The organism is Serratia plymuthica NBRC 102599 (genome assembly GCF_001590925.1).
Lineage (GTDB): Bacteria > Pseudomonadota > Gammaproteobacteria > Enterobacterales > Enterobacteriaceae > Serratia > Serratia plymuthica.
Map to the genome: position 1 here is coordinate 63,627 of NZ_BCTU01000033.1, position 23,239 is coordinate 86,865.

The 23,239-nt window shown below is 57.4% G+C and carries 22 protein-coding genes and 1 tRNA gene; 13 read left to right on the plus strand and 10 right to left on the minus strand.

Annotated elements, in window-relative coordinates; genetic code table 11:
• Position 1 precedes the first annotated feature (1 nt).
• The 3 genes from hpxZ to SPL01S_RS20980 all read left to right on the plus strand — a co-directional run bounded on the left by hpxZ (position 2) and on the right by SPL01S_RS20980 (position 1,030).
• Entirely contained in the window at positions 2 to 388 is a 387-nt protein-coding gene (gene hpxZ / locus SPL01S_RS20970; RefSeq protein WP_004949013.1) for an oxalurate catabolism protein HpxZ, read from the plus strand.
• Between the two features lie 85 nt (positions 389 to 473).
• Entirely contained in the window at positions 474 to 752 is a 279-nt protein-coding gene (locus SPL01S_RS20975; protein ID WP_063202628.1) for a CopG family ribbon-helix-helix protein, read from the plus strand.
• Complete coding sequence (locus tag SPL01S_RS20980) at positions 740 to 1,030, plus strand: type II toxin-antitoxin system RelE/ParE family toxin (RefSeq protein ID WP_063202630.1); 291 nt, start codon at positions 740 to 742, stop codon at positions 1,028 to 1,030. The genes SPL01S_RS20975 and SPL01S_RS20980 overlap by 13 nt, the downstream gene beginning before the upstream one ends.
• A gap of 9 nt (positions 1,031 to 1,039) precedes the next feature.
• Here the strand turns inward: SPL01S_RS20980 and SPL01S_RS20985 are convergent, their stop codons facing one another.
• Positions 1,040 to 1,924, minus strand: a complete 885-nt coding sequence (locus SPL01S_RS20985) for a siderophore-interacting protein (protein ID WP_063202632.1) — start codon at positions 1,922 to 1,924, stop codon at positions 1,040 to 1,042.
• Positions 1,925 to 1,929: 5 nt separating this feature from the next.
• Complete coding sequence (locus tag SPL01S_RS20990; RefSeq protein WP_063202634.1) at positions 1,930 to 3,153, minus strand: MFS transporter; 1,224 nt, start codon at positions 3,151 to 3,153, stop codon at positions 1,930 to 1,932.
• A gap of 137 nt (positions 3,154 to 3,290) precedes the next feature.
• On the opposite strand from SPL01S_RS20990, the gene SPL01S_RS20995 reads away from it, so the two are divergent.
• Genes SPL01S_RS20995 through SPL01S_RS21015 form a run of 5 tightly spaced genes read left to right on the plus strand, consistent with a single transcriptional unit; the run spans position 3,291 to position 11,317 of the window.
• Complete coding sequence (locus SPL01S_RS20995) at positions 3,291 to 5,036, plus strand: IucA/IucC family protein (protein ID WP_063202637.1); 1,746 nt, start codon at positions 3,291 to 3,293, stop codon at positions 5,034 to 5,036.
• Entirely contained in the window at positions 5,033 to 5,983 is a 951-nt protein-coding gene (locus tag SPL01S_RS21000) for a GNAT family N-acetyltransferase (RefSeq protein WP_063202639.1), read from the plus strand. Before SPL01S_RS20995 ends, SPL01S_RS21000 begins: the two co-directional genes overlap by 4 nt.
• Positions 5,980 to 7,728 (plus strand): IucA/IucC family protein, encoded by a 1,749-nt coding sequence (iucC, locus tag SPL01S_RS21005; RefSeq protein ID WP_063202641.1) that lies wholly within the window; start codon positions 5,980 to 5,982, stop codon positions 7,726 to 7,728. Before SPL01S_RS21000 ends, iucC begins: the two co-directional genes overlap by 4 nt.
• Positions 7,725 to 9,053: a lysine N(6)-hydroxylase/L-ornithine N(5)-oxygenase family protein gene (locus tag SPL01S_RS21010; RefSeq protein WP_004948999.1), complete on the plus strand. Its 1,329-nt coding sequence runs from the start codon at positions 7,725 to 7,727 to the stop codon at positions 9,051 to 9,053. Before iucC ends, SPL01S_RS21010 begins: the two co-directional genes overlap by 4 nt.
• Before the next feature lie 35 nt (positions 9,054 to 9,088).
• Complete coding sequence (locus SPL01S_RS21015; protein ID WP_063202643.1) at positions 9,089 to 11,317, plus strand: TonB-dependent siderophore receptor; 2,229 nt, start codon at positions 9,089 to 9,091, stop codon at positions 11,315 to 11,317.
• Positions 11,318 to 11,372: 55 nt separating this feature from the next.
• Here the strand turns inward: SPL01S_RS21015 and puuE are convergent, their stop codons facing one another.
• From puuE to SPL01S_RS21030, 3 genes are read right to left on the minus strand one after another with little or no spacing between them, the layout of a single operon-like run.
• Positions 11,373 to 12,311 carry an allantoinase PuuE gene (gene puuE / locus SPL01S_RS21020; RefSeq protein WP_063202645.1) on the minus strand — a complete coding sequence of 313 codons (939 nt, stop codon included), beginning with the start codon at positions 12,309 to 12,311 and terminating at the stop codon, positions 11,373 to 11,375.
• A 19-nt stretch (positions 12,312 to 12,330) separates the two neighbouring features.
• Complete coding sequence (gene hpxA / locus SPL01S_RS21025; protein WP_063202648.1) at positions 12,331 to 13,074, minus strand: allantoin racemase; 744 nt, start codon at positions 13,072 to 13,074, stop codon at positions 12,331 to 12,333.
• Positions 13,071 to 13,820: a GntR family transcriptional regulator gene (locus SPL01S_RS21030; protein WP_063202650.1), complete on the minus strand. Its 750-nt coding sequence runs from the start codon at positions 13,818 to 13,820 to the stop codon at positions 13,071 to 13,073. Before SPL01S_RS21030 ends, hpxA begins: the two co-directional genes overlap by 4 nt.
• Positions 13,821 to 13,986: 166 nt before the next feature.
• Here SPL01S_RS21030 and SPL01S_RS21035 point away from each other — a divergent pair, with 166 nt between their 5' ends.
• Positions 13,987 to 15,447: an NCS1 family nucleobase:cation symporter-1 gene (locus SPL01S_RS21035; protein WP_063202652.1), complete on the plus strand. Its 1,461-nt coding sequence runs from the start codon at positions 13,987 to 13,989 to the stop codon at positions 15,445 to 15,447.
• A gap of 45 nt (positions 15,448 to 15,492) precedes the next feature.
• Here the strand turns inward: SPL01S_RS21035 and SPL01S_RS21040 are convergent.
• Together SPL01S_RS21040 and dnaQ are read right to left on the minus strand one after the other, a co-directional pair.
• Positions 15,493 to 15,569 (minus strand) — tRNA-Asp (locus tag SPL01S_RS21040).
• A 146-nt stretch (positions 15,570 to 15,715) separates the two neighbouring features.
• Positions 15,716 to 16,456, minus strand: coding sequence for a DNA polymerase III subunit epsilon (gene dnaQ, locus SPL01S_RS21045; protein ID WP_004948987.1), 741 nt, complete (start codon positions 16,454 to 16,456; stop codon positions 15,716 to 15,718).
• A 72-nt stretch (positions 16,457 to 16,528) separates the two neighbouring features.
• Between dnaQ and rnhA the strand changes: the two genes are divergently transcribed.
• Positions 16,529 to 16,996, plus strand: a complete 468-nt coding sequence (gene rnhA / locus SPL01S_RS21050; protein ID WP_006323762.1) for a ribonuclease HI — start codon at positions 16,529 to 16,531, stop codon at positions 16,994 to 16,996.
• Here rnhA and SPL01S_RS21055 read toward each other — a convergent pair.
• Positions 16,993 to 17,712, minus strand: a complete 720-nt coding sequence (locus tag SPL01S_RS21055; protein ID WP_006323760.1) for a class I SAM-dependent methyltransferase — start codon at positions 17,710 to 17,712, stop codon at positions 16,993 to 16,995. The genes rnhA and SPL01S_RS21055 overlap by 4 nt on opposite strands.
• Before the next feature lie 44 nt (positions 17,713 to 17,756).
• Between SPL01S_RS21055 and gloB the strand changes: the two genes are divergently transcribed.
• A complete protein-coding gene (gene gloB, locus SPL01S_RS21060) occupies positions 17,757 to 18,512 on the plus strand; it encodes a hydroxyacylglutathione hydrolase (RefSeq protein ID WP_063202654.1) in 756 nt (251 codons plus the stop codon).
• A 71-nt stretch (positions 18,513 to 18,583) separates the two neighbouring features.
• Complete coding sequence (gene mltD, locus SPL01S_RS21065; protein ID WP_170865750.1) at positions 18,584 to 19,969, plus strand: murein transglycosylase D; 1,386 nt, start codon at positions 18,584 to 18,586, stop codon at positions 19,967 to 19,969.
• 61 nt (positions 19,970 to 20,030) lie between these two features.
• Here mltD and SPL01S_RS21070 read toward each other — a convergent pair whose 3' ends face one another.
• Entirely contained in the window at positions 20,031 to 20,825 is a 795-nt protein-coding gene (locus SPL01S_RS21070; protein ID WP_073972089.1) for an endonuclease/exonuclease/phosphatase family protein, read from the minus strand.
• 249 nt (positions 20,826 to 21,074) lie between these two features.
• The gene (locus SPL01S_RS21075) at positions 21,075 to 22,250 is read right to left on the minus strand and encodes an MFS transporter (RefSeq protein ID WP_063202658.1); all 1,176 of its coding nucleotides are present in this window, start codon (positions 22,248 to 22,250) and stop codon (positions 21,075 to 21,077) included.
• A 107-nt stretch (positions 22,251 to 22,357) separates the two neighbouring features.
• Between SPL01S_RS21075 and yafC the strand changes: the two genes are divergently transcribed.
• A partial coding sequence (gene yafC, locus SPL01S_RS21080) for a DNA-binding transcriptional regulator YafC (RefSeq protein WP_063202660.1) occupies positions 22,358 to 23,239 on the plus strand: 882 nt, incomplete at its 3' end.

Consider the following 23,239-nt stretch of genomic DNA (forward strand, 5'->3'; position numbering starts at 1 on the left):
GATGAAAAGTGAATATATCGACCGGCCGGCGGTACTGGCTGAAGTGAACGCCGCGTTTTATCGCTATGAACAGGCGCTGATCGGCAATGACATTGACGTATTGGATGAGCTGTTCTGGCACGACGGGCGTACCGTTCGCTACGGCGCGACGGAAAATCTGTACGGCATCGATCAGATCCGCGATTTCCGTCGGCAACGGCCGTCGCAAGGGTTGGATCGCCTCCTGGAGAACACCGTCATTACCACCTACGGTGATGATATGGCGGTTGCCAGCACCGAGTTTCGCCGCCCGGGCAGCGAACGCGTCGGCCGCCAGATGCAAACCTGGGTCAAGCTGGCCTGCGGCTGGCGCATCGTGGCCGCGCACGTGAGTGTGATGGCAGAATAAGTCACCGTGCGCAAAAATTGGACAGCCTGACGCCAGGAGCCGTATAGTAATTAAAGGTATTACCTTTAACTCACTGAGGCTACTTATGGCTACTGCTACGTCGATAAAAATTGATGATGAGCTTAAACAACGGGTGCAACACATTGCCGCGGCCCATCAGCGCAGCGCACACTGGATTATGCGTGAAGCCATTCGTGAATATGTCGAGCGTGAAGAAAAACGCGAGGCTGTTCGCAACGATGCATTACAGGCATGGGAAACCTATCAGGCCAATGGTAAACATTTGACTCAGCACGAGGCTGACGGCTGGCTCTCCGATCTGGAAAAAGGTGATGATACGGAGATACCCGGGTGCCACAACTGATATGGACGCCAGCGGCGCTGCTGGATGTACAGCAGCTTTATCGATTTCTGGCTGAGAAGGATCTCAATTCGGCAAAGCGCGCCGTCGCCACTATTCGTAACTGCATCAAAATAATAGCGCACCAACCCCATATTGGCCGCCCCGCTAAAGATATGGCACCTGAATTCAGGGAGTGGCCTATCGATTTCGGCAATAGCGGTTATCTTGTTCTGTATCGGTTTAACGGTGTAACCGCCGTTATTTTGGCTATTCGCCACCAAAGCGAAACCGGGTATTGATGCCGCGACTCAACACCAGTAAGCCATAAAGTTAACGGTAGAGCGGTCCAGATCGCGCTCGCCGATCAGGTAACGACGCAGCGCCTTCACCGCAGAAGACTCCGCCGCCACCCAGGCATAGAAACCCTTCGCGCCCTCTGCGCGCTCCCAAAGCAGTTCGCCGCCCAGGCTGTTTTCCGTCAACGACTGCGCTTGCGCACGCGCCGATTCAGGAATGGTCACCCGCTGGCGCACCGATTCCACCAGCAGCGTGCCGTGCATCTGCTGATGCCCGACGTCACGCGGCAGCCAATACACCTCGGCGAACGGGAAGCGGTCCATATTCAGGCAATCGCTCGCCAGCGGCACCTCAAAGAACGCCTGCACCTGCGGTGGGTTGGCCTGCTGCGCCAGTTGTTCCAGAATGCCCATCGCCGCCGGCACCGCCGTTTCATCGGCAATCAACAACGCCTGCCGCAGATGCGCCGGCGGCGCCCATTCGTAGCCGCCGCTGTCGCCGTCAAAATCCGCATTGGGGGCCACCGCCTGAAGGGTATCCCCCGGCTTGGCATGGGTCGCCCAGGCGGAGGCCGGGCCGTTCACGCCATGCAGCACAAACTCGACGTCCATCTGATTGTGTTCAGTGCGCAGCGCTCGCAGCGTGTAAGTACGCATAATCGGGCGCTGCTCTTTCGGGATCGCCATATAGTGGCGATACCAGTCATCGCTGTTTTCCAGCCGTGGGATCTGGCCATCGTCGGCCGGGAACAGCAGTTTGATGCGCTGATCCGGCGCCTCCAGCTTCATGCGGTGGACATCCGGGCCTTCGAAAACGCAGCGCAGCAAGGAAGGCGATACGTTTTCTTTTACTTTCAGTGTGATATCAAAAATTCGGTAACTCGATGCGCCGGACATATCTGTTACTCTCCCGCAGAATGTAGCTGAATACGCTGCCGGCACCATAGCCAGCCGCTGATACCGCCCAGCAGGACGGCCATCATCAGAGCCGCTGCAATCAGCTGTGACTCGCCATAAAATCTTGCCACCACCGGCACCATCAACGCGCTCAGACCGTAGCCCAGCGTATGGCTGGTGGCGATAGCCCCGGCGCCTTTGCCGGTGGATAATTTATCGTTCAGCATCAACTGATAGCCTGGCGTCGCCATCGCCGCACCGAAGGAAGCCAGCGCGCAACCGAGATAGAACAGCGCCAGCGGTTGGGCGCACATCAACCCTAATCCCGCCACCATCAATACCGCCGCAATCAACAGCAATTGCGGCGCGCTAAAGCGCTGCGGACGCACCACCAGGAACTGCGCCAGCAGCGTACAGGCCGCCGCTACGCTGAGCAACACGGCCACATGGTGGCTGACGGTGGTGGCAGAGTGGCTGAACAAAGGGGTCAGATGCGGCGCCAGGCCGAGCTGCATCAGGCTGACCGATGCCGCCAGCAACAGCGCGCAAAGCAGATAAGGCACCATGGTGAGACGCAGGCGATTTTGCTGCTGCGCCACCGGCGGCAAGGGCGGATCGTTATGCTGGCGGCACACCACCAGCAAGGCGATGAATGGCGCAATGGCCATCAGCCACAGCGGAGCCATCGGATGGAGAGACAACGCCAGCGCGGCGCACAGCGGGCCCAGCAACCGCCCGCAGCTTAGCCCGGAGCTGATGGTCGCCAGCGCCGACATGCGCTGTTCGTAGCCGGCACGCTGCAATGCCCAGGTTTGGCTGGCGGGCACCATGCCGGACACCGTCAGCCCATAGATAACGCGCGCCACGATCAGGCCGCCCAGCCCCACCATCGGTGAAAGCCAGCCGGCCGCCAGCCCCCAAACGGCCAACGCCAGTAAAGCAAAACTGAACAAATAACCGACAAGCGCCATCGTCACGACAAACTTGCAGCCACGAATTTCAGACTGTCGCCCCCACCAGGGGGAGCCGACCAGAAACAGCATTGAGCCGAGCGTCAATAGCCCGGCCCAGACGGAAAGCGACAAGTGGGTCATGCCGACCAACACCGGCAACGCCACCAGCAGGCCGTTTTGCCCGATGCCCAACAGACCGGCGCACAGCGCCAACGGCCAATTTGAAGGAGACGTATTCCCAGTTGTGGGTGATTTAGCGGGAGGTGAAATACTCATCAAAAGTAAGGTTACCGTTAATGAAATTATATGGTTATGAAAGAATCATTGAAAAATTGTATCATAGGATGATTGATAACAATAAATATTATTGATATAAGAATCATTCTCAATTGATTCTTAGCGAAAATCGGATCATGACTCTCCAGTTTGAAACCGCGGCGACCGACGTGGCTGCCCAATGTTTTCTCAACGCACTGATGCGTGAAACCCAGGACTGGCAAATCGTTCCAGCCGCCAGCCACCCACAGTATCCGCAGCTCAACATTCCGCTTTCATCTACCCAGGCGATTCGCATTGCCTTACGCCATACCTCTCCCACACAACATCATCAGTATCTTTTCCCTGCTTATCTGCATCAGCAGGACGATGGGGCTGGCGTGGCACTGAGCATGGAGCAACTGGTCACTCTGCTGCTGGAGAAACCGGCGATAAAAGGTGAGCTGTCCGATGAGGCAGTGGCGCGTTTTCGCCAGCGAGTGCTGGAAAGTCATGATAATACCCGCCAGGCCATTGATGTCCGGTTGGACTGGCCTTCACTGCGCGACAAGCCGCTGAACTTTGCCCAGGCGGAGCAAGGTCTGCTGGTCGGCCACGCCTTCCACCCGGCGCCGAAATCCCATGAGCCCTTCGATGAGCAGCAGGCGCGTCGCTACCTGCCGGACTTTGCCGCCAGCTTCCCGCTGCGCTGGTTTGCCGTCGATAAACGCTACTTGTGCGGCGACAGCCTGAACCTGACGTTGCAACAACGCCTGCAACGTTTTGCCGCCGAAAGCGCGCCGCAGCTGTTGGCGCACTTTACCGATGACGTCTGGCTGCTGCCGATGCATCCGTGGCAGGCCGACCATCTGCTGACGCAGACATGGTGCCAGGATCTGGCCGCGCAGGGATTGCTGAGCGATCTGGGCGAAGCCGGCGAGCGCTGGCTGCCAACCAGCTCCTCACGCTCGCTGTACAGCGCGGGCAACCGCGACATGATCAAATTCTCCCTCAGCGTGCGCCTGACCAACTCGGTGCGCACCCTGTCGGTTAAAGAAGTAAAACGCGGCATCCGCCTGGCCCGGCTGGCGCAAACGCCGCGCTGGCAAGAGCTGCAAGCGCGCTATCCGACCTTCCGCGTGATGCAGGAAGACGGCTGGGCCGGCCTGCGCTCGGCGGACGGTATCGTCCAGGAAGAAAGCCTGATGGCGCTGCGCGATAACCTGTTGTTCGACCAGCCGCATAGCCAAACCAACGTGCTGGTAACGCTGACACAGGCGGCACCGGATGGCGGTGACAGCCTGCTGGCCGCCGCAGTGCGCCGTCTGGCCGCCCGCCTGAATCTGCCGCTGCAACAAGCCGCCCATGCCTGGTTGGACGCTTACTGCCAACAGGTGTTGTTGCCGCTGTTCAGCACGGAAGCCGATTACGGGCTGGTGCTGCTGGCCCACCAGCAAAACATTCTGGTGGAGATGCAGCAGGATCTGCCGATCGGCATGCTGTACCGCGACTGCCAGGGCAGCGGCTTTACCCGCGATGCCGCGCCGTGGCTGGAAGAGATTGGCGAAGCCGATGCGGAAAACCGCTTCAGCGAACAGCAATTGCTGCGCTACTTCCCTTACTACCTGCTGGTGAACTCCAGCCTGGCGGTGACCGCCGCGCTGGCTGCCGCCGGTTTCGACACGGAAGAAAGCCTGATGGCCCGGGTACGCGACGCGCTGAGCGGCCTGCGCGACACGGCCAAAAACACCCTGTGCCTGGACTACGTGCTCGACAGCAGCCACTGGAACTGCAAAGGCAACTTCTTCTGTTACCTGCACGACCACAACGAAAACACCATCGTCGATCCGGCGGTGATCTACTTTGATTTCGTCAATCCGCTGCGCCAGGGAGCCGCCCAATGATGCCGCACGCCAAACTGATGCATGCCGGCAGCGGCTTTCGCTGTGAACGGCTGGAAAAGGAGCTGCAACTCGGGCTGGGCCTGGACGGCAGCGCGGTGCTGCACTATCCCGGTTCCCTGCCGCAAGGCTGGCTGGTGCAAGCGCTGGACCAGTTGCTGATAGCCGCACCGCAGTTGAGCGGCATCACGCTGCCCTATGCGCAATGGCGCGAAGAGCCGCAGGCGCAGGCGCTGTTCGCGCTCGCAAGCGGCGACTATCTGGCACGCGAGACGTTTTATCAGTTACCGCTGTGGCTGGGCGCCGAACGCAACCCTGCCTCCGCTCAGATGATGTATGACGCCGAACGCAGCCTCTGGTACCCGCAACGCCCGATGCGGCCCAATGGCGAGGTCTATCGCCGTTACGATCCGCAACTTAAACAGACCCTGAGTTTCCGGCTGCCGGAAGTAGAACGCGATGCCGGGCAATTCACCCGCTGGATGAATTCGCCGCGCGTCGATGCCTTCTGGGAAATGAGCGGCCCGCTGGAAACGCAGGCGGCCTACCTGCAACGCCAGCTGGATTCCAGCTACTGCTACCCATTGCTGGGGTGTTTCGACGATCGCCCGTTCGGTTATTTCGAAGTCTATTGGGCACCGGAAGACCGCATTGGCCGCCACTACCGCTGGCAACCGTTCGACCGCGGGCTGCACATGCTGGTCGGCGAGGAAGATCGCCGTGGCGCGCACTATATCCGCAGTTGGTTGCGCGGCCTGACTCATTACCTGTATCTGGATGAACCGCGCACCACGCGGGTGGTCGCCGAGCCACGCGCCGACAACCAACGCCTGTTCCGCCACCTGCCGGCCGCCGGTTACCACACCGTGAAAGAGTTCGATTTCCCGCACAAGCGTTCGCGTCTGATCATGAATCAGCGCGATGAATTCTTCCGGGGGTTCGGCTTATGACCACCGCAGATTACGCCAACTGGCAACGGGTCAACCGCCAGATGATCGCCAAGATCCTGGCCGAGCTGGAATACGAACGCACGCTATGCGCCGAACAGCATGACGGCCAATGGCGCATCGCACTGGGCGACGCCAGTTATACCTTCAGCGCCGAACGCGGTATCTGGGGCTGGTTACACATCGACGCCGCCAGCCTGGCCTGCGATCGCCAGCCGTTGGCGGCCGACCAAACGCTGCGCCAGCTGGCGCAGGTGCTGAAGATGGACGATGCGCAGATCGCCGAACATCTGGAAGATCTGTACGCCACGCTGCGCGGTGATATGCAATTGCTGTCCGCCCGTCACGGCATGAGCGCGCAGGATCTGATTGCGCTGGACGCCGACGCGCTGCAATGCCTGCTGGCCGGCCACCCCAAGTTTATCTTCAACAAAGGCCGTCGCGGCTGGGGTCTGACCGCGTTGCAGCAGTATGCGCCCGAATATCAGGGCCAGTTCCGGCTGCACTGGGTCGCGGCCAAACGGGGCAGCTTTGTCTGGTGTGCCGACGATAACTACCCTCTGGAAAACCTGCTCGGCAGCGCCATGACAGGCGATGAACGCCAGCGCTTTGACCGCCGCTGGCGTGAGCTGGAGCTGAACGATGACTGGATCCCAGTGCCGTTACACCCATGGCAGTGGCAGCAAAAGATCGCGTTGCACTTCCTGCCGCAACTGGCCGAAGGGGAACTGATCGAGCTGGGCGAGTTTGGCGATAACTATCTGGCGCAGCAATCATTACGTACCCTGACCAACGTCAGCCGCCGTTCGGCGTTCGACATCAAGCTGCCGCTGACCATTTACAACACCTCGTGTTATCGCGGCATTCCGGGCAAATACATCAGCGCCGGGCCGGCAGCCTCCCGCTGGCTGCAGCAGGTGTTTGCCGAAGACAGTACGCTGCGCGCCAGCGGTGCCGAGATCCTCGGCGAGCCGGCCGCAGGCTATATGACGCACCAAACCTACGCGGCTTTGGCCAAAGCGCCCTATCGCTATCAGGAAATGCTGGGGGTGATTTGGCGCGAGAACCCTTCGTGCTATCTGCGGGATGGCGAGCAGGCCATTCTGATGGCAACGCTGATGGAAACCGATAATCACGGCCAGCCGCTGATCGGCGCCTACATCGCCCGGTCCGGCCTGAGCGCCGAGGCCTGGCTGCAACAGATGTTTAGCCGGGTGGTGCTGCCGATGTACCACCTGATGTGCCGTTACGGCGTAGCCCTGATCGCCCACGGCCAAAACATCACGCTGGTGATGAAGGACCATGTGCCGCAACGGGTGCTGCTGAAAGACTTCCAGGGCGATATGCGCCTGGTGGATCAGGACTTCCCGGAAGCGGCCTCACTGCCGAAGGTGGTGAAGGACGTTACCGTGCGTCTGTCCGCCGACTATCTGATCCATGATTTGCAAACCGGGCATTTCGTCACCGTGCTGCGTTTTATCTCGCCGCTGATGCAGGCCTGCGGGGTCAGTGAATCCCGTTTCTATCAACTGCTGGCGCAGGTGCTGGAGCGCTACATGGCGCAGCACCCGGACATGGCAGAACGCTTCGCCCTCTTTGATTTATTCAAACCACAAATTATTCGCGTGGTGCTCAACCCGGTGAAACTCACCTATTCGGAGCAGGATGGCGGCAGCCGCATGTTGCCAAACTATCTGCAAGATCTGGATAACCCTCTTTATTTGGTCACCAAGGAGTTTGCCCAATGAATCAGCCTCTGGATTTCATCGGCATCGGCATCGGCCCCTTCAACCTCAGCATCGCCGCGCTCGGCAGTGAAGTCGCCGGATTTAACGGCAAATTCCTGGAGCGCAAACCGCACTTTTCCTGGCACCCCGGCATGATGGTACCGGACTGCCATATGCAGACCAGCTTCCTGAAAGATTTGGTCAGCGCGGTGTCGCCCACCAATCCGTACAGCTTTCTTAACTATCTGGTGAAAAGGAAGAAATTCTACCGTTTCCTGACCACCGAACTGCGTACGGTGTCGCGCGAAGAGTTCGCCGATTACCTCGACTGGGCCGCCAACGGGCTGAGTTCGCTCGAGTTCAGCCAGGATATTCAGAGCGTGGATTTTGACGATCGGCAGCGCCAGTTTGTCGTTACTACCCAGCGCGCCACCTACCGGGCGCGCCATGTCTGCCTGGGCATCGGCAAGCGCATCAAGCTGCCTGACTGCGTTACCGAACAAAACGACCGCTGCTTCCACGCCAGCGAGATGACCTTACGCAACCCGGATCTGACCGGCAAACGCGTCACCATCGTCGGCGGCGGCCAGAGCGGCGCCGATCTGTTCCTGAACATCTTCCGTGCCGAGTGGGGCCAACCGGCGCAGTTGAACTGGATCTCGCGCCGCAATAACTACAATGCGCTGGATGAAGCGGCGTTCGCTAACGAGTACTTCACGCCGGACTACGTCGACAGCTTCTATGGCCTGAACGACAGCGCCAAGCAACGCATGCTGACCGAGCAGAAAATGACCTCCGACGGCATCACCAGCGATTCGCTGCTGGCCATCTACCGCGCGATGTATCACCAGTTTGAAGTGCTGCGTGAAAAACCCTGGGCGCGCCTGCTGCCAAGCCGTTCGCTGGCGGCGATCCACGCTCAGGGTAACGGCTATCAGTTGGTGACCCATCACCACCTCGATCAGGGCAAAGAAACGTTCGATACCGATGTGGTGATCTTCGCCACCGGTTATCAGCAGGATCGCCCGGCGTTCCTCGCCCCGCTGGCGGAGCGTCTGCTGACCACGGCCGATGACCAATACCGCGTTGCGCCCGACTTCACCCTCGAGTGGCAGGGCCCGCAGGAAAACTGCCTGTTTGCCGTCAACGCCGGCATGCACAGCCACGGTATCGCCGAACCCCAGCTCAGCCTGATGGCCTGGCGGTCGGCACGTATTCTCAACCGGGCTTTAGGACGCGACCAGTTCGATTTAACGTCCACCCCGGCTGTGATCCAATGGCGCAGCCAGCAACCGGCCACCCCGGCCCGCGCTGAACACGTCATGCTCAATTACACCGAGTTTTAATTACACACCAACATGGGAACACTGGAAAAATAACGATGAAACGCAAACACCTTTGGGTATTGAACCCGTGCCTGCTGGCGATGCTTGCGCCGGCGGCCTGGGCAGAAGAACAAAAAAGCGAAGATCAAATGGTGGTATCCGCCAGCCGCTCGCACCGTAGCGTGGCAGAGATGGCGCAAACCACCTGGGTGATTGAAAGCCAGGAAATTGAGCAACAGGTTCAGGGTGGCAAGGAAATCAAGGACATGCTGGCGCAGTTGATCCCGGGCATGGACGTCAGCGGTCAGGGGCGAACCAACTACGGCATGAACCTGCGTGGTCGTTCGATGATGGTGATGATCGACGGTGTGCGTTTGAACTCTTCACGCAGCGACAGCCGCCAACTGGACTCCATCGATCCGTTCAACATCGAACACATTGAGGTGATTTCCGGCGCCACCTCGCTGTATGGCGGCGGCAGCACCGGCGGCCTGATCAACATCGTCACCAAGAAAGGGCAAAAAGAGAAACAGGTTGAGCTGCAGGTAGGCGGAAAAACCGGTTTCGGCGGCCATAACGATCACGACGAGAATGTGTCGGCAGCGGTCAGCGGCGGCAACGATAACGCGTCGGGCCGCCTGTCGGTCTCCTATCAGCGTTACGGCGGCTGGTACGACGGCAAAGGCAATGAGGTGTTGATTGATAACACCCAAACCGGGCTGCAATATTCCGATCGCCTCGACGTGATGGGCAGCGGCACCATCAATATCGATGACCACCAGCAGCTGCAGTTGACCACTCAGTATTACAAAAGCCAGTCCGACGGCGACCACGGTCTGTTCCTGGGAGAAAATTTCGCCGCAGTGACCGGCAGCGCCAAGGCTTACAACAGCGGTAACCTCAATTCGGATCGTATTCCGGGAACCGAACGCCACCTGATTAACCTGCAATACTCCAACACCGATTTCTGGGGCCAGGATCTGGTGGCGCAGGTCTATTATCGCGACGAATCGTTGACCTTCTACCCGTTCCCGACGCTGACCAGCGGCAAGGTCACCAGCATCGGTGCCTCACAGCAGAAGACCGATTTTTACGGCGGCAAACTGACGCTGAACAGCAAGCCGATTGACGCCCTGACGCTGACCTATGGCCTCGACGCCGAGCATGAGACATTCAACTCCAACCAACAGTTCTTCAATCTGGCCAAGGCGCAGCAGTCCGGCGGCATGGATCTGGAAAACGCCTATAACACCGGCCGCTATCCGGGTTATACCACCACCAACCTGGCATCCTTCCTGCAGGCCAGCTACGACATCAACCCAATCTTCACTCTGAGCGGCGGCGTGCGTTACCAGTATACTGAAAACAAGATTGATGATTTTGTCGGCTATAACCAGCAACAGGATATCGCCACCGGCAAAGCCACTTCCGCCGATGCGATCCCGGGTGGGAAAACCGATTACAACAACGCCCTGTTCAATGCCGGCCTGTTAGCGCACCTGACCGAGCGCCAACAGACCTGGTTCAACTTCTCGCAAGGCTTCGAGATCCCGGATCCGGGCAAATATTACGGTAACGGCACCTATTCCAAGCTGCCGATCAATGGCCACTACCCTCTGTATAACAGCGTCAACGTCGCCGATTCCAAGCTGGAAGGCATTAAGGTCAACTCTTACGAGCTTGGCTGGCGCTATACCGGTGACAACCTGCGTACGCAGATCGCCGCCTATTATTCACTGTCCGACAAAAGCATTTCCATCGACAAAACCAACATGACGATTAACGTCAACTCGGATAAACGCCGTATCTATGGGATGGAAGGCGCGGTGGATTACTTCTTCGAAGACAGCGACTGGAGCGCGGGTAGCAACTTCAACCTGATCCGCTCCGAGACCAATGTCAACGGCGAGTGGAAAAAGCTGGTGGTGGACATTGCCAGTCCATCGAAAGTCACCGCTTATGTCGGCTGGGCGCCAGGCGACTGGAACCTGCGACTACAATCACAGCAGACCTTCGACGTCTCGGATGATGGCGATTACACCAAGGCCAACTCCACACAGGGCCGTAAAATCAACGGTTACAACACCCTCGATTTCCTCGGCAGCTACGCTTTGCCGGTGGGGAAAGTCAGCTTCAGCGTGGAAAACCTGCTGGACAAGAATTACACCACCGTCTGGGGCCAGCGCGCGCCGATCCTTTACAGCCCAACCTACGGCTCACCAGAGCTGTATAGCTATAAAGGCCGTGGCCGCACCTTTGGCCTGAACTACTCAGTGCTGTTCTGATCCTGATGAGGGCGCCTCTACGGCGCCCACATCAATCGACCCGTGCCGGCACGGGTTATTTTTTGAAAGGGTGCTGCGCCACCCAATGTTCGGCGATATCCTGTCGCCGGCACACCCAGACCCGATCGTGCTGCTCGACATAATCCAGGAACCGCTGCAACGCGCGGAACTTGCCCGGACGCCCCAGTAAGCGGCAGTGCATGCCGATCGACAACATCTTCGGCGACATTTCCCCTTCGGCATACAACACGTCAAAGCTGTCTTTCAGGTAGGTATAGAATTGCTCGCCGGTATTAAAGCCCTGCGGTGAAGCAAAACGCATGTCATTGGCCTCAAGCGTGTAGGGCACGATCAGATGCGGTTTTTTCTCGCCATTGGCGCACTGCACTTCGGTCCAGAACGGCAGATCGTCGCCATAATAGTCGCTGTCGTACAGCAAACCGCCCTGCTCCACCACCAGCCTGCGGGTATTCGGGCTGTCGCGGCCGGTATACCAGCCGAGCGGCGCCTTGCCGAACAGATCGCTCAGTACCGAGATCGCCCGCTGCATATGCTGCCGTTCGGTCGCTTCGTCCATATTCTGATAGTGGATCCAGCGCCAGCCGTGGCTGACCACATCATAATTGGCGTTTTTGATCGCCTCGACCACCAGCGGATTGCGCGCCAGCGCCATCGCCACGCCAAACACCGTCAACGGCAGGCCACGACGTTGAAACTCATTATGGATACGCCAGAACCCGGCGCGTGACCCGTACTCGTACAGCGACTCCATCGACATATGCCGTTCGGGGTAGCTGGCCGCACCAATGATATCGGACAGGAACTGTTCGGAACCGGCGTCGCCATGCAATACGTTGTTTTCCGCGCCCTCCTCATAGTTGAGTACAAACTGGACCGCGATACGCGCCTGCCCCGGCCAGCGAGCGTGCGGCGGCCGACCGCCATACCCCATCAAATCACGGGGATACTCTTTATTGAAGTCATACTCTTTCATCGCTGCTTCTCTCTGCCGATTACCCGTTAAAACTGCCAAACATGCCGGACAAGGGTTTGACCAGCGGGAAATCCAGATCGCCGTGCTTGCTGGTGCTCAGGCCCAGCGCATGCAGCGACTCGATCATTTTCACCGCAGCGCTGACGCCGTCGATCACCGGGATCCCCAGCTCCTGCGTCAGTTCACGAGCCAAATCGGCCATGCCGCCACAGCCGAGCACGATCGCCCCGCTGCCGTCGTGTTGCTTTGCTTTAATGCACTGTTCGCGTACTTTCTTCTGAGCCAGGCCGCTGCCATCTTCCAGCGTCAACACCGGCAGATCGATAGCATGCAGCGCGGCGCAATGGCGCTCAAACCCATATTGATGCAGTAAGTGGCGTGCAATGATCAGCGTGCGCGGCAGCGTGGTGACGATAGAAAAACGCGTCGCCACCAGCGTCGCCATATGCATGGCCGCTTCGGCGATGCCAACCACCGGCCGGCTTGCCAACTCACGCGCCGCCAACAGGCCCGGATCGCCAAAACAGGCGATGATATGGCCGCTGACGCCGGCTTCGCGACCGAGTTTGACCTGCTGCAAAACACCGATCGCGGCAATCGCTTCGTCGAAATGTCCCTCTATCGACGGCGCTCCCTCTGGCGGACAAACCGCCAGGATCTTGGTGCCCGGCGCAGCCACCGCGCGGGCGGCACCGGCAATGGTCGCCGTCATGGCCTGGCTGGTGTTCGGGTTGATAACCTGAATTACGCAATCGGCGGTCATAAAGGCTCCTGCAAACCGGTTTTGGCAAAAATACGGGCAAAATCAGGGGTTTCATCTCCTCCCTGACTAAACCTCAGGTTCGCCACAATATCGTCAAAATGGCGGGCCATGTGATCCACCAGCGCCGTGCAGTCCTTGCGGCGCAGCAGCGCCAGCAGATCGCTGTGATCGTGACAGCGGCAGCCCTGCTGCCAGGGTGCGCCGTAAACGGCAATCACCAGTGATGAGCGCAACGTGAGCTGCGAGACCATTTCTGTCAGTACGTTATTGCCGGCGATCGCCTGTAATTGAACGTGAAAGGCGGCAGAAAGACGAATGGCCGCCGCGCCGTCCTGATCGCGGTGCGCCTGCTGTTCCTGCGCCACGATACCTTCCATCGCCAGCAGATGTTCTTCGCGACAGGCGGCAACCACCGACGGCAAATTGGCGCACTCCAACATTTTGCGCGTCTGGAAAACGTTCACCGCCTCATCCTGCCCCGGCGTTGTCACCTGTGCACCACGCTTGGGCAGGTGGGTAACCAGCTGCACTGCGGCAAGGCGCTGCAGCACCCGCCGGATCCCGGTGCGGCTGACACCAAAGGTCTCCGCCAACGCCTCTTCCGGCAATTTGCTGCCGGGCAGCAGCCGGTGTTCGACAATCGCCTTCACCAGCTCGTTGTAAATATGATCGTCTTTATCTTCAGTGAAATAAGTGGCTTGTTGCCCGAGCCACGCGGCGTTGACGCCGATCGTCGTGCCGATCATTTTGCTGCTCCCTGTACCGTTAGAGAATCAAATCGTATACAAGATTAAGATATTTTGTATACAAAAAAGAGCAATCTGGCCTGAATCCTGCAAAAGCCTTCTCAGCAATCTTTGCCAAAAAACAGATAACCACATCCGGGTGACGTTCTTGAGAGGAGCACGATTTATGCCAAACCCTAATGAAAATTACAGCCCAAAGCTGTGTAACGACGATCTGGCGCCAACGCGCGATCAGAACTGGAGCTGGTACAACATCTTTTCCTTCTGGATGTCGGATGTACACAGCATGGGCGGCTATGTGGTAGCCGCCAGCTTCTTCGCCCTCGGTCTGTCGAGCTGGCAGGTACTGATTTGCCTGCTGGTGGGGATCTATATCGTGCAGTTTTGCGCCAACCTGGTCGCCAAACCCAGCCAGCTCGGCGGCGTGCCTTACGCCGTGCTGAGCCGCCAGGCATTTGGCGTGTTCGGCGCCAATATCCCGGCGGTGATCCGCGGGATGATCGCCTTCGCCTGGTACGGTATACAAACCTATCTGGCTTCCAATGCGCTGATGCTGACGTTGTTGAAATTCTTCCCGTCGCTGGAGCCGATGACCCAGCCGCATTTCCTCGGGCTGTCGCAGCTTGGCTGGTGTTGTTACATCACCATGTGGGTGTTGCAGGCGATGGTGTTCTGGCACGGCATGGCGGCCATTAAGCGCTTTATCGATATCGCCGGACCGGCGGTTTACGTGGTGATGTTCGCGTTGGCCGGCTGGATTGTATACCGCGTCGGTTTCTCCAACCTTTCCCTCACGCTGGCGAGCAAAAACCTGAGCGCCGGTGAGCAGGGCTGGCTGATGCTGACCGCCACTGCGCTGGTGGTGTCTTACTTCTCCGGCCCGCTGCTGAATTTCGGCGACTTTACCCGCTACGGTAAAAGTTTTGCCGAGGTGCAACGCGGCAACCGCTGGGGCCTGCCGTTCAACTACCTGCTGTTCTCGCTGGTCACCGTAGTGATCGTTTCCGGCACCCTGCCGTTGTTCGGTCAGTTGATCACCGATCCGATCGAAACCGTCACCCGTCTCGACAGCGATATCGCCGTGGCCCTTGGCCTGCTGACCATGATTGTCGCCACCATAGGCATCAATATCGTGGCCAACTTTGTGTCGCCGGCGTTTGATTTCTCCAACTGTTCGCCGCAGAAAATCAGCTTCCGCACCGGCGGGATGATCGCCGCCGTGGGTTCTTTCCTGCTGACGCCGTGGAACCTGTTTCAGTCACCCGAGCTGATCCACTACACACTGGACGTGCTGGCGGCCTTTATCGGCCCGCTGTTCGGCATTCTGCTGGTGGATTTTTACATCATCAAACGCGGCGAACTGCACGTCGACGATTTGTACAACGCTACGCCGGGGGGACGTTACTGGTATAAGAACGGTTTCAACCCGAACGCTATCTGGGCGCTGGTGCCGTCGGTGATTATCGGGCTGGCGATCAGCTTTACGCCCAGCCTGCATGAGGTGGCGAACTTTAGCTGGTTTATCGGTGCCGCACTGGGTGGGGGATGCTATCGGATCATTGCCCGCCGCGAATGGGCAGCCAATCAGTCAGTGACCTTCGCTAAAAGGCAGTTGAGCAAAGATTAAAACAACGAAGCCCTGAGTTATTGCTAACTCAGGGCTTCTTAATGTTGGCGGAACGGACGGGGCTCGAACCCGCGACCCCCTGCGTGACAGGCAGGTATTCTAACCAACTGAACTACCGCTCCGCGCCGTTCAACTCTTGCGAGAGGAACGAGGCGCATATTACGGTTGAGCTTCTATTCCGTCAATGCCTTTTTCTTACGAAATTAACCGTTTGCGCAGTTTTTCAGCTAAGGCGGTTAAAAAGCGCGTTTTCATGCCGGGAACGCCGTTATTCCGCTTCCGCACGCCACAGGCAACTGCCGCCCTTTTTCGCCACCAAATCCAGTCGCGCCTCATGGGCCACCACTTCTGCATCGCTGGCATAGACCACTTTCATCGCCGTCGCCGGACGGACAATGCGCTGTATATCCTGCGTCGAGTCGTTATGCTGCGTGTCACCTTCCATCTGGAACGCCATCGACGTCTGGCCGCCGGTCATCGCCAGATAAACTTCCGCCAGGATCTCGGCATCGAGCAATGCGCCGTGCAGCGTACGCTTGCTGTTGTCTATCTCATAACGGCCGCAAAGGGCGTCAAGGTTGTTGCGCTTGCCCGGGAACAGGCGGCGCGCCATCAACAGGCTGTCGGTGATGGTGCAGAAGGTGTCGGTCTTCGGCAGCCCCTTCTGCAACATGCGGAATTCGTGATCCATAAAGCCGATGTCGAACGACGCATTATGGATGACTAACTCACCGCCACGAATGAAGTCGATGAACTCATCGGCGATTTGGTCGAACGTGGGCTTATCCGCCAGGAACTCGTCGCTGATGCCGTGAACCCCGTAGGCTTCAGGATCCACCAGCCGATCAGGTTTGACGTAAACGTGATAGTGGCGGCCGGTCAGGCGACGGTTAATCACTTCCACTGCGCCAATTTCAATGATGCGGTGGCCTTCGTAATGCACCCCGAGTTTGTTCATACCGGTGGTTTCGGTATCGAGGACAATCTGTCTGGTGGTTGTAGAGATCATATTGCAGTGCTCGCAGCGCTCGTTTATGTCAGACTTGGCTTTTATAAAACCGATAGGAAGAGTCTACCAGAGATGCTCAAACAGGTAGAAATTTTCACCGACGGCTCCTGCCTTGGCAACCCGGGCCCCGGTGGTTACGGCGCTATACTGCGCTATAAGCAAGTTGAGAAAACCTTCAGTGCGGGTTACCGCCTGACCACCAACAATCGCATGGAGCTGATGGCGGCGATTGTCGCGCTCGAAGCCCTGACTGCCCCCTGTGAAGTGACGCTGAGCACCGACAGCCAGTATGTGCGCCAGGGCATTACCAGTTGGATCCATAACTGGAAAAAGCGTGGCTGGAAAACAGCCGATAAAAAACCGGTCAAAAATGTCGATCTTTGGCAGCGGTTGGACCTGGCTATTCAGACCCACACCATCAAGTGGGAATGGGTTAAAGGCCACGCCGGCCACCCGGAGAACGAACGCTGCGACGTGCTGGCGCGCGATGCGGCCGGCAACCCCACACAGGATGACGTGGGTTACAAACCGGAAAATTAAGGCAGCTTGCGGTAACTCTTGGTCGCGCCGACGGCGCGGCTGAGAGCCGGTTTTCTGGCCCCTACCTTCATCGGCGTTGGCGTCAGCGGCAAGGTACGTTTACGCGCGACAATCACGCTCATGCACCCCAACGCCGGCAAATGCGTACTTAAAAACGTCCCGCCTTTGCGCTGCCACGGCAGTACATGAAAGCGCGCCTGATGCAGCACTTCATAATTCAACAGGCTGAGCCAGTCCAACAGGCGCATTTGGGTAAACATGCGGCTGACATAGGGCTGACGATGGCGTAATCCGGGCACCAGCTTGCCCAATCCCAACAGGCTAAACGGGTTGAAACTGCTGATCACCAGCCAACCGTCGTCAATCAACACGCGATCGACTTCGCGCAGCATACGGTGCGGATCGTCGGCATAAGACAGCGTATGCGCCAGCAGGCAGGCATCTACCGATTTGGCGGCGAACGGCAGTTGGTAAGCATCCGCCAGCACCTGCAGATTTTCCCCTTTCAGGCTCACATTCACCTGATGCGAAATGGCGCACTTGTCGGTCGCCAGGCTGGCGCTGAGGTTACCGAGTTTCAGCAGGTGAAAACCGAACAGCTTCGACCACCAGGGTTGCAACTGCCGCTCGAGCGCCTCACGATAGTATTCCCCCCACGGCATTTCCGCCCAAGACTGTGGGCCGGCGAGCTTTTCTAGAGTATGGGCTGGTTTCATGATTTATTATCTTCTTTCAAGCCGTTGCCAACATGAGGTCCAACATGAATCTTATCAGCATTCCCGCCTTCCAGGACAATTACATTTGGTTATTGGATAACCAACAAGGGCATTGCGTCCTGGTCGATCCCGGCGAAGCGCAACCGGCGCTTGACGCGTTGGAACGCCTGAATCTGACGCCTGATGCCATTCTGCTGACCCATCATCATCACGATCACGTCGGCGGCGTAGCGCAAATTGCGGCGCGCTATCCTGGCTTGAAGGTCTATGGCCCGCAGGAAACGGCCGACAAAGGAGCAAATCACCTCGTTCATGACGGTGAAACGATCGAAATCAACGGCCGCCAATATGCCGTTATCGCGGTTCCCGGACATACGCTGGGCCATGTAGCATTCTATAGCGCACCTTATCTGTTCTGCGGAGACACGATTTTCTCTGCCGGCTGCGGCAGGCTGTTTGAAGGAACGGCCGAGCAAATGTACAACGCATTTCAACAACTCGCGCAACTTCCCGATAACACCTTAATTTGCTGCGCGCATGAATATACTCTTTCAAATCTTAAGTTTGCGCGCGCTATTTTGCCGGAAGATCGAGAGATTGAAACATATCAACAACAAGTCGAAGCGTTAAGGGCAAAAGGCCAGCCCAGCGTCCCTGCAAGGCTACAAACAGAGCGTAAAATTAACCTATTTTTACGATGCCATGACACTGATTTACAAAAGAAATTAGGCTTTTATACACCACCAGACCATCTTCATTCGGTTTTTTCCGAATTACGCCTGCGGAAAGATAACTTCTGAGCTTTTAGTTGTGTTATTTGACGAAGCAAAGTATGATTGCTCGTCTTTTAAGCAACTATATTGACACACACATGAAGGCTAAAGCGATATTTCTCGCCTCAGTCTTGCTAGTGGGGTGCCAGTCATCCAGGCAGGATGCACCGGCCCCAGAACAGCATGCACAGAGTTTGTCTTCGGCAGGTCAAGAAGGTGAAGCAGGAGAGTACACAGCGAATGGTCGAGCGAGCTCGGCGCGGTGGCTAGATAACAATAGTGGTGCCGCGCAACAGAACCTGTGGAACTTCATTAGCGACGAGCTGAAGATGGAGGTTCCGGAAAATTCCCGGATCCGTGATCAAAAAAGAAAGTACCTAAAAAGTAAGAGCTATCTCCACGATGTAACATTACGGGCAGAGCCGTACATGTACTGGATAGTCGGGCAGATTAAGAAACGTAATATGCCGATGGAACTGGTACTGCTACCCATAGTGGAGAGCGCTTTTGACCCACACGCCACGTCAAGTGCCAACGCCGCAGGGCTATGGCAAATCGTGCCGCAAACGGGTCGCAATTATGGTTTGAAAAACAACCAGTGGTATGACGGGCGACGCGATGTCGTGGCCTCGACGACTGCTGCGCTTGATATGATGCAGTACTTGAACCGCATGTTTAACGGTGACTGGTTATTGACCATTGCCGCTTATAACAGTGGTGAAGGCCGTGTCATGCAAGCGGTTAAGGCAAATAAACGCCAGGGTAAGCCAACCAATTTCTGGGCATTGTCGCTTCCGCGTGAAACGTCAATTTATGTCCCGAAAATGCTGGCGCTGAGCGACATCATTAAAAACAGCAAGCAGTACGGCATCAATCTGCCAAAGACTGATAACACCCGTGCGCTGGCTCGTATTGATGTCGGACAGCAAATACAGTTAACTCAGGCGGCTGAGATGGCTGGGCTTTCAATTACCAAGATGAAAGCTTATAACCCCGGTTACAAAAAAGGCGTTACGGCACCCAACGGGCCCCATTACATTATGGTTCCTAAAGGAAATGCCGATCAGCTGAAAGACTCGCTGGCCGATGGCCAGATCGCGGTGACTCAGCCAACGACGCAGTTGGCGAAGAACAGCGGCTTGTCTGGTAGCAGCTCGTATAAAGTGCGCTCCGGCGACACGGTATCGAGCATTGCCAAGCGGTTGAATATCAAAACCAGCGATTTGCAGAGTTGGAACAACTTGCGTGCCAAGAGCGCTTTAAAAGTTGGGCAAACCCTGCAAGTGGCCAGCAACACTGACAGTAACAGCAGTATCACCTATCAAGTTCGTAAAGGTGATTCGCTTGCCAGTATTGCACGTCGTCATCGCGTCGATATTACCGACGTGATGCGTTGGAATTCAACGCTCGGCAAAGGCAACAGCCTGCAACCCGGTCTGAAACTGACCTTGTTTGTAAGCAACAAAATGACGCCGGATACCTAAATTTCCGGCACAAAAAAGCACCCTCCGGGTGCTTTTTTATTGGCTGAATGCTGAGCGCTCATTACCAGTGCGGCTTGTCTGCCTCAGGATGAAACTCCACCAACAGAGGGTTATGATCCGAAGCGCTGGTCACCAGTACGGAGGCCTCCGCGACCCCCATATTGCGATAGAAGACAAAGTCCAACGGGCGGCCAAAAGCTTTCCGGCGGTGATCGTCGGTGAAATTCACTTCGCGCAGCGCCATATCGCTGGCGAACTGATACAGCGCATTGATGCGTTTGCGGCTCCAGGCATTAAAATCCCCAGCCATGATCACCGGCCCATGGTGATTAGCAATTTGCTCACCGATTGGACCCAGTTGCTTACTGTATACGTCCACACCCAAGCTAAAATTCACCGCATGGATATTTACCACCATCAGCAGTTGGCCGTTAAACAGCGGATAGACGGTAATCAAAGCCGACTTGGCTAACCGCAGTAGCGGTTCACGCTCACGCAGCGGGCAGCAGTAAACCGGGTGAGCCGCCGCCAGCGTCATCACGCCTGAAGGATGTTGGGGCAGCGCAAATGCCGGCACCTGATCGGCCGCCAGATAGTTGGCAGTGGCAAAGCTCACCAGTTCAGGCGTAGTTTGCGCTTCTTGCAACAGCACCAGCTGTGCATCCTTGCCATAGTTTTTCAGCACCGAGAGCCAGTCCGCCCGTTGCTGTTTAAAGATATTCCACACCATTACCCGCAACGCGCCCGCCGTGGGCAATGCGGCCCCGGGCGGCAGCGGCTGGTTGACGGCACCAGGGAAAATTCGCTCAACTGGCTGGCCTGCAACATACCTCATTGCATAAGTTCGTTTCGGCACGCTATTCGCCTATTTCCCATGAGGATGAAACTGACGGTGACATTCCCGCCAACAATGAATCGATTATACGCCTGCCCTCACCTGACAGCATGGCTTTTACGGGGTATATCCTTTTCAGTTATAGGGGCCTGAAACAGGGAATTCAATGTTCTGACAGTATATGTATGTAAAGGTTAGCGGCGATGAGTGATAAATGCGAAAAGGCCCGCAAAATGAACTGCGGGCCTGAATAGCGTGAGAGCATGGGGATCAGGCAGGCTGCTGCTGGTACTTCTTATCCAGACGCCCGCTAAGGCCAACCAGCAACAGGGCCACCAGCACGATCAACGCGCCAATCCACGGCGTTTGCGCCAATCCCAGGGTAGCAACGGTCTGGCCGCCAATCACCGACCCCAGCGCAATGCCCACGTTGAATGCCGCAATATTCAGACCGGAAGCCACATCCACCGCGTTCGGCGTGTACTGCTCGGCTTTCTGCACGACATACACCTGCAAACCCGGAACGTTGCCGAAGGCAAACACCCCCATGACGATCACCGTTATCAACGCGGCAATGCTGTGGCCGGCAGTGAACTGGAACGCCAGCAGCAGAGCGGCCAATGCGGCAAAGATAAAGCTCAGCGCGCGCACGGCACCATGACGATCTGCCAGTTTGCCCCCCCAGATGTTACCGATAGCCACCGCAATGCCATAGGCAAGCAGGATCCAGCTCACCGCCGGGGCGGAGAAACCCGCTAGTTCCTGCATCATCGGCGCCAGGAAGGTAAAAGTGGTGAACACGCCGCCGTAACCGAGGGCGGTGATGGCGTAGATCAGCAACAGACGCGGATGGGTCAGCACTTTAAACTGCTCGCCGATACTGGCGCTGGCCTGATTCTTGATATTGTTCGGTACCAGAATGATGCTGGCCACAGTGGCAAGAGCGCCAATCAGTGACACCGCCAGGAAGGTTTCGCGCCAGCCGAAGTGCTGCCCGATAAAGGTCCCCAACGGCACCCCGGTCACCAGCGCCACGGTCAGGCCGCCGAACATGATGGCGATCGCCGAGGCAGCCTTCTCTTTCGCCACCAGGCCGGTCGCGATAGTAGAGCCGATTGAGAAGAATACGCCGTGCGCCAGGCCGGTCAGCAGGCGGGCAACCACCAGCGACTCATAGCCTGGTGCCTGCCAGGCCAGCAGGTTGCCGAGGGTGAACAGCACCATGAGGCCGATCAGCAACAGCTTGCGCGGCACGCGGCCGGTCAATGCCGTCAGCACCGGTGCGCCAATCGCTACGCCGATAGCATAAATGGTTACCAACAGCCCTGCCGAGGGCACGGTAACGCCAAGTTGCTCTGCGATGGTCGGGATCAAGCCGACTATCACAAACTCCGTGGTGCCGATAGCAAAGGCACTGATGGTCAATGCAAGTAATGCGAGAGGCATGTTTATTTACTCCAAATAGCATTCAGGTTGATGACGGCTATTATCTGCTCATGCTTAAATGATAAAAATGCTCAAAGTTTCAAATTAATTTTGCCAATGGAGCAACAATGAAGGCCAATTCTGATGAGTTGATCACTTTTGTCACCGTGGTGGAAAGCGGCAGTTTCAGCCGGGCGGCTGAGCGGCTGGATCAGGCCAACTCGGTGGTCAGCCGCACGGTCAAGAAACTGGAAGCCAAGCTGGGCGTGACGCTGCTAAATCGCACTACGCGGCAAATCAGCCTGACGCAGGAAGGGGAAAACTACTTCCGCCAGGTGCAGAAGGTACTGAACGATATGGCGGCGGCAGAAAATGCGCTGATGGAAAGCCGCCGGCGTCCACAAGGGCTGCTGCGTATCGACGCCGCTACGCCGGTGGTGCTGCACGTATTGACGCCGCTGGTGGCGGAGTTCAGAGCTCATTACCCGGAGATGTCGCTGTCGCTGGTGTCTTCAGAGAACTTTATCAACCTGATTGAACGTAAGGTGGATATCGCCATCCGCGTGGGTGAACTGAGCGACTCCACCCTGAAGGCGCGCAAGCTGATGACCAGCTATCGGCGCGTGCTGGCCTCCCCCGCCTATCTGGCGCAGTACGGCACGCCGCAGACGGTAGAGGCGCTGGAACGGCATTGCTGTATCGGTTTTAACGATCTGCCCAGCCTGAACCGCTGGCCGCTGGCCTGTGCCGACGGCCGTCAACTGGAAATCACGCCGGGGCTGACCACCAACAGCGGTGAAACCCAGCGTCATCTGTGCCTGCACGGTAACGGTATTGCCTGCCTGTCGGATTTTATGATCGATGCGGATATAGCACGCGGCAATCTGGTGCCGATTTTGGTGAAAGAGACCCTGCCGGTAGCGATGCCAATCAATGCGGTGTATTACAGCGACAGTGCGGTCAGCAACCGCCTGCGCAGCTTTATCGACTTTGTCAGCGAACGCCTGACG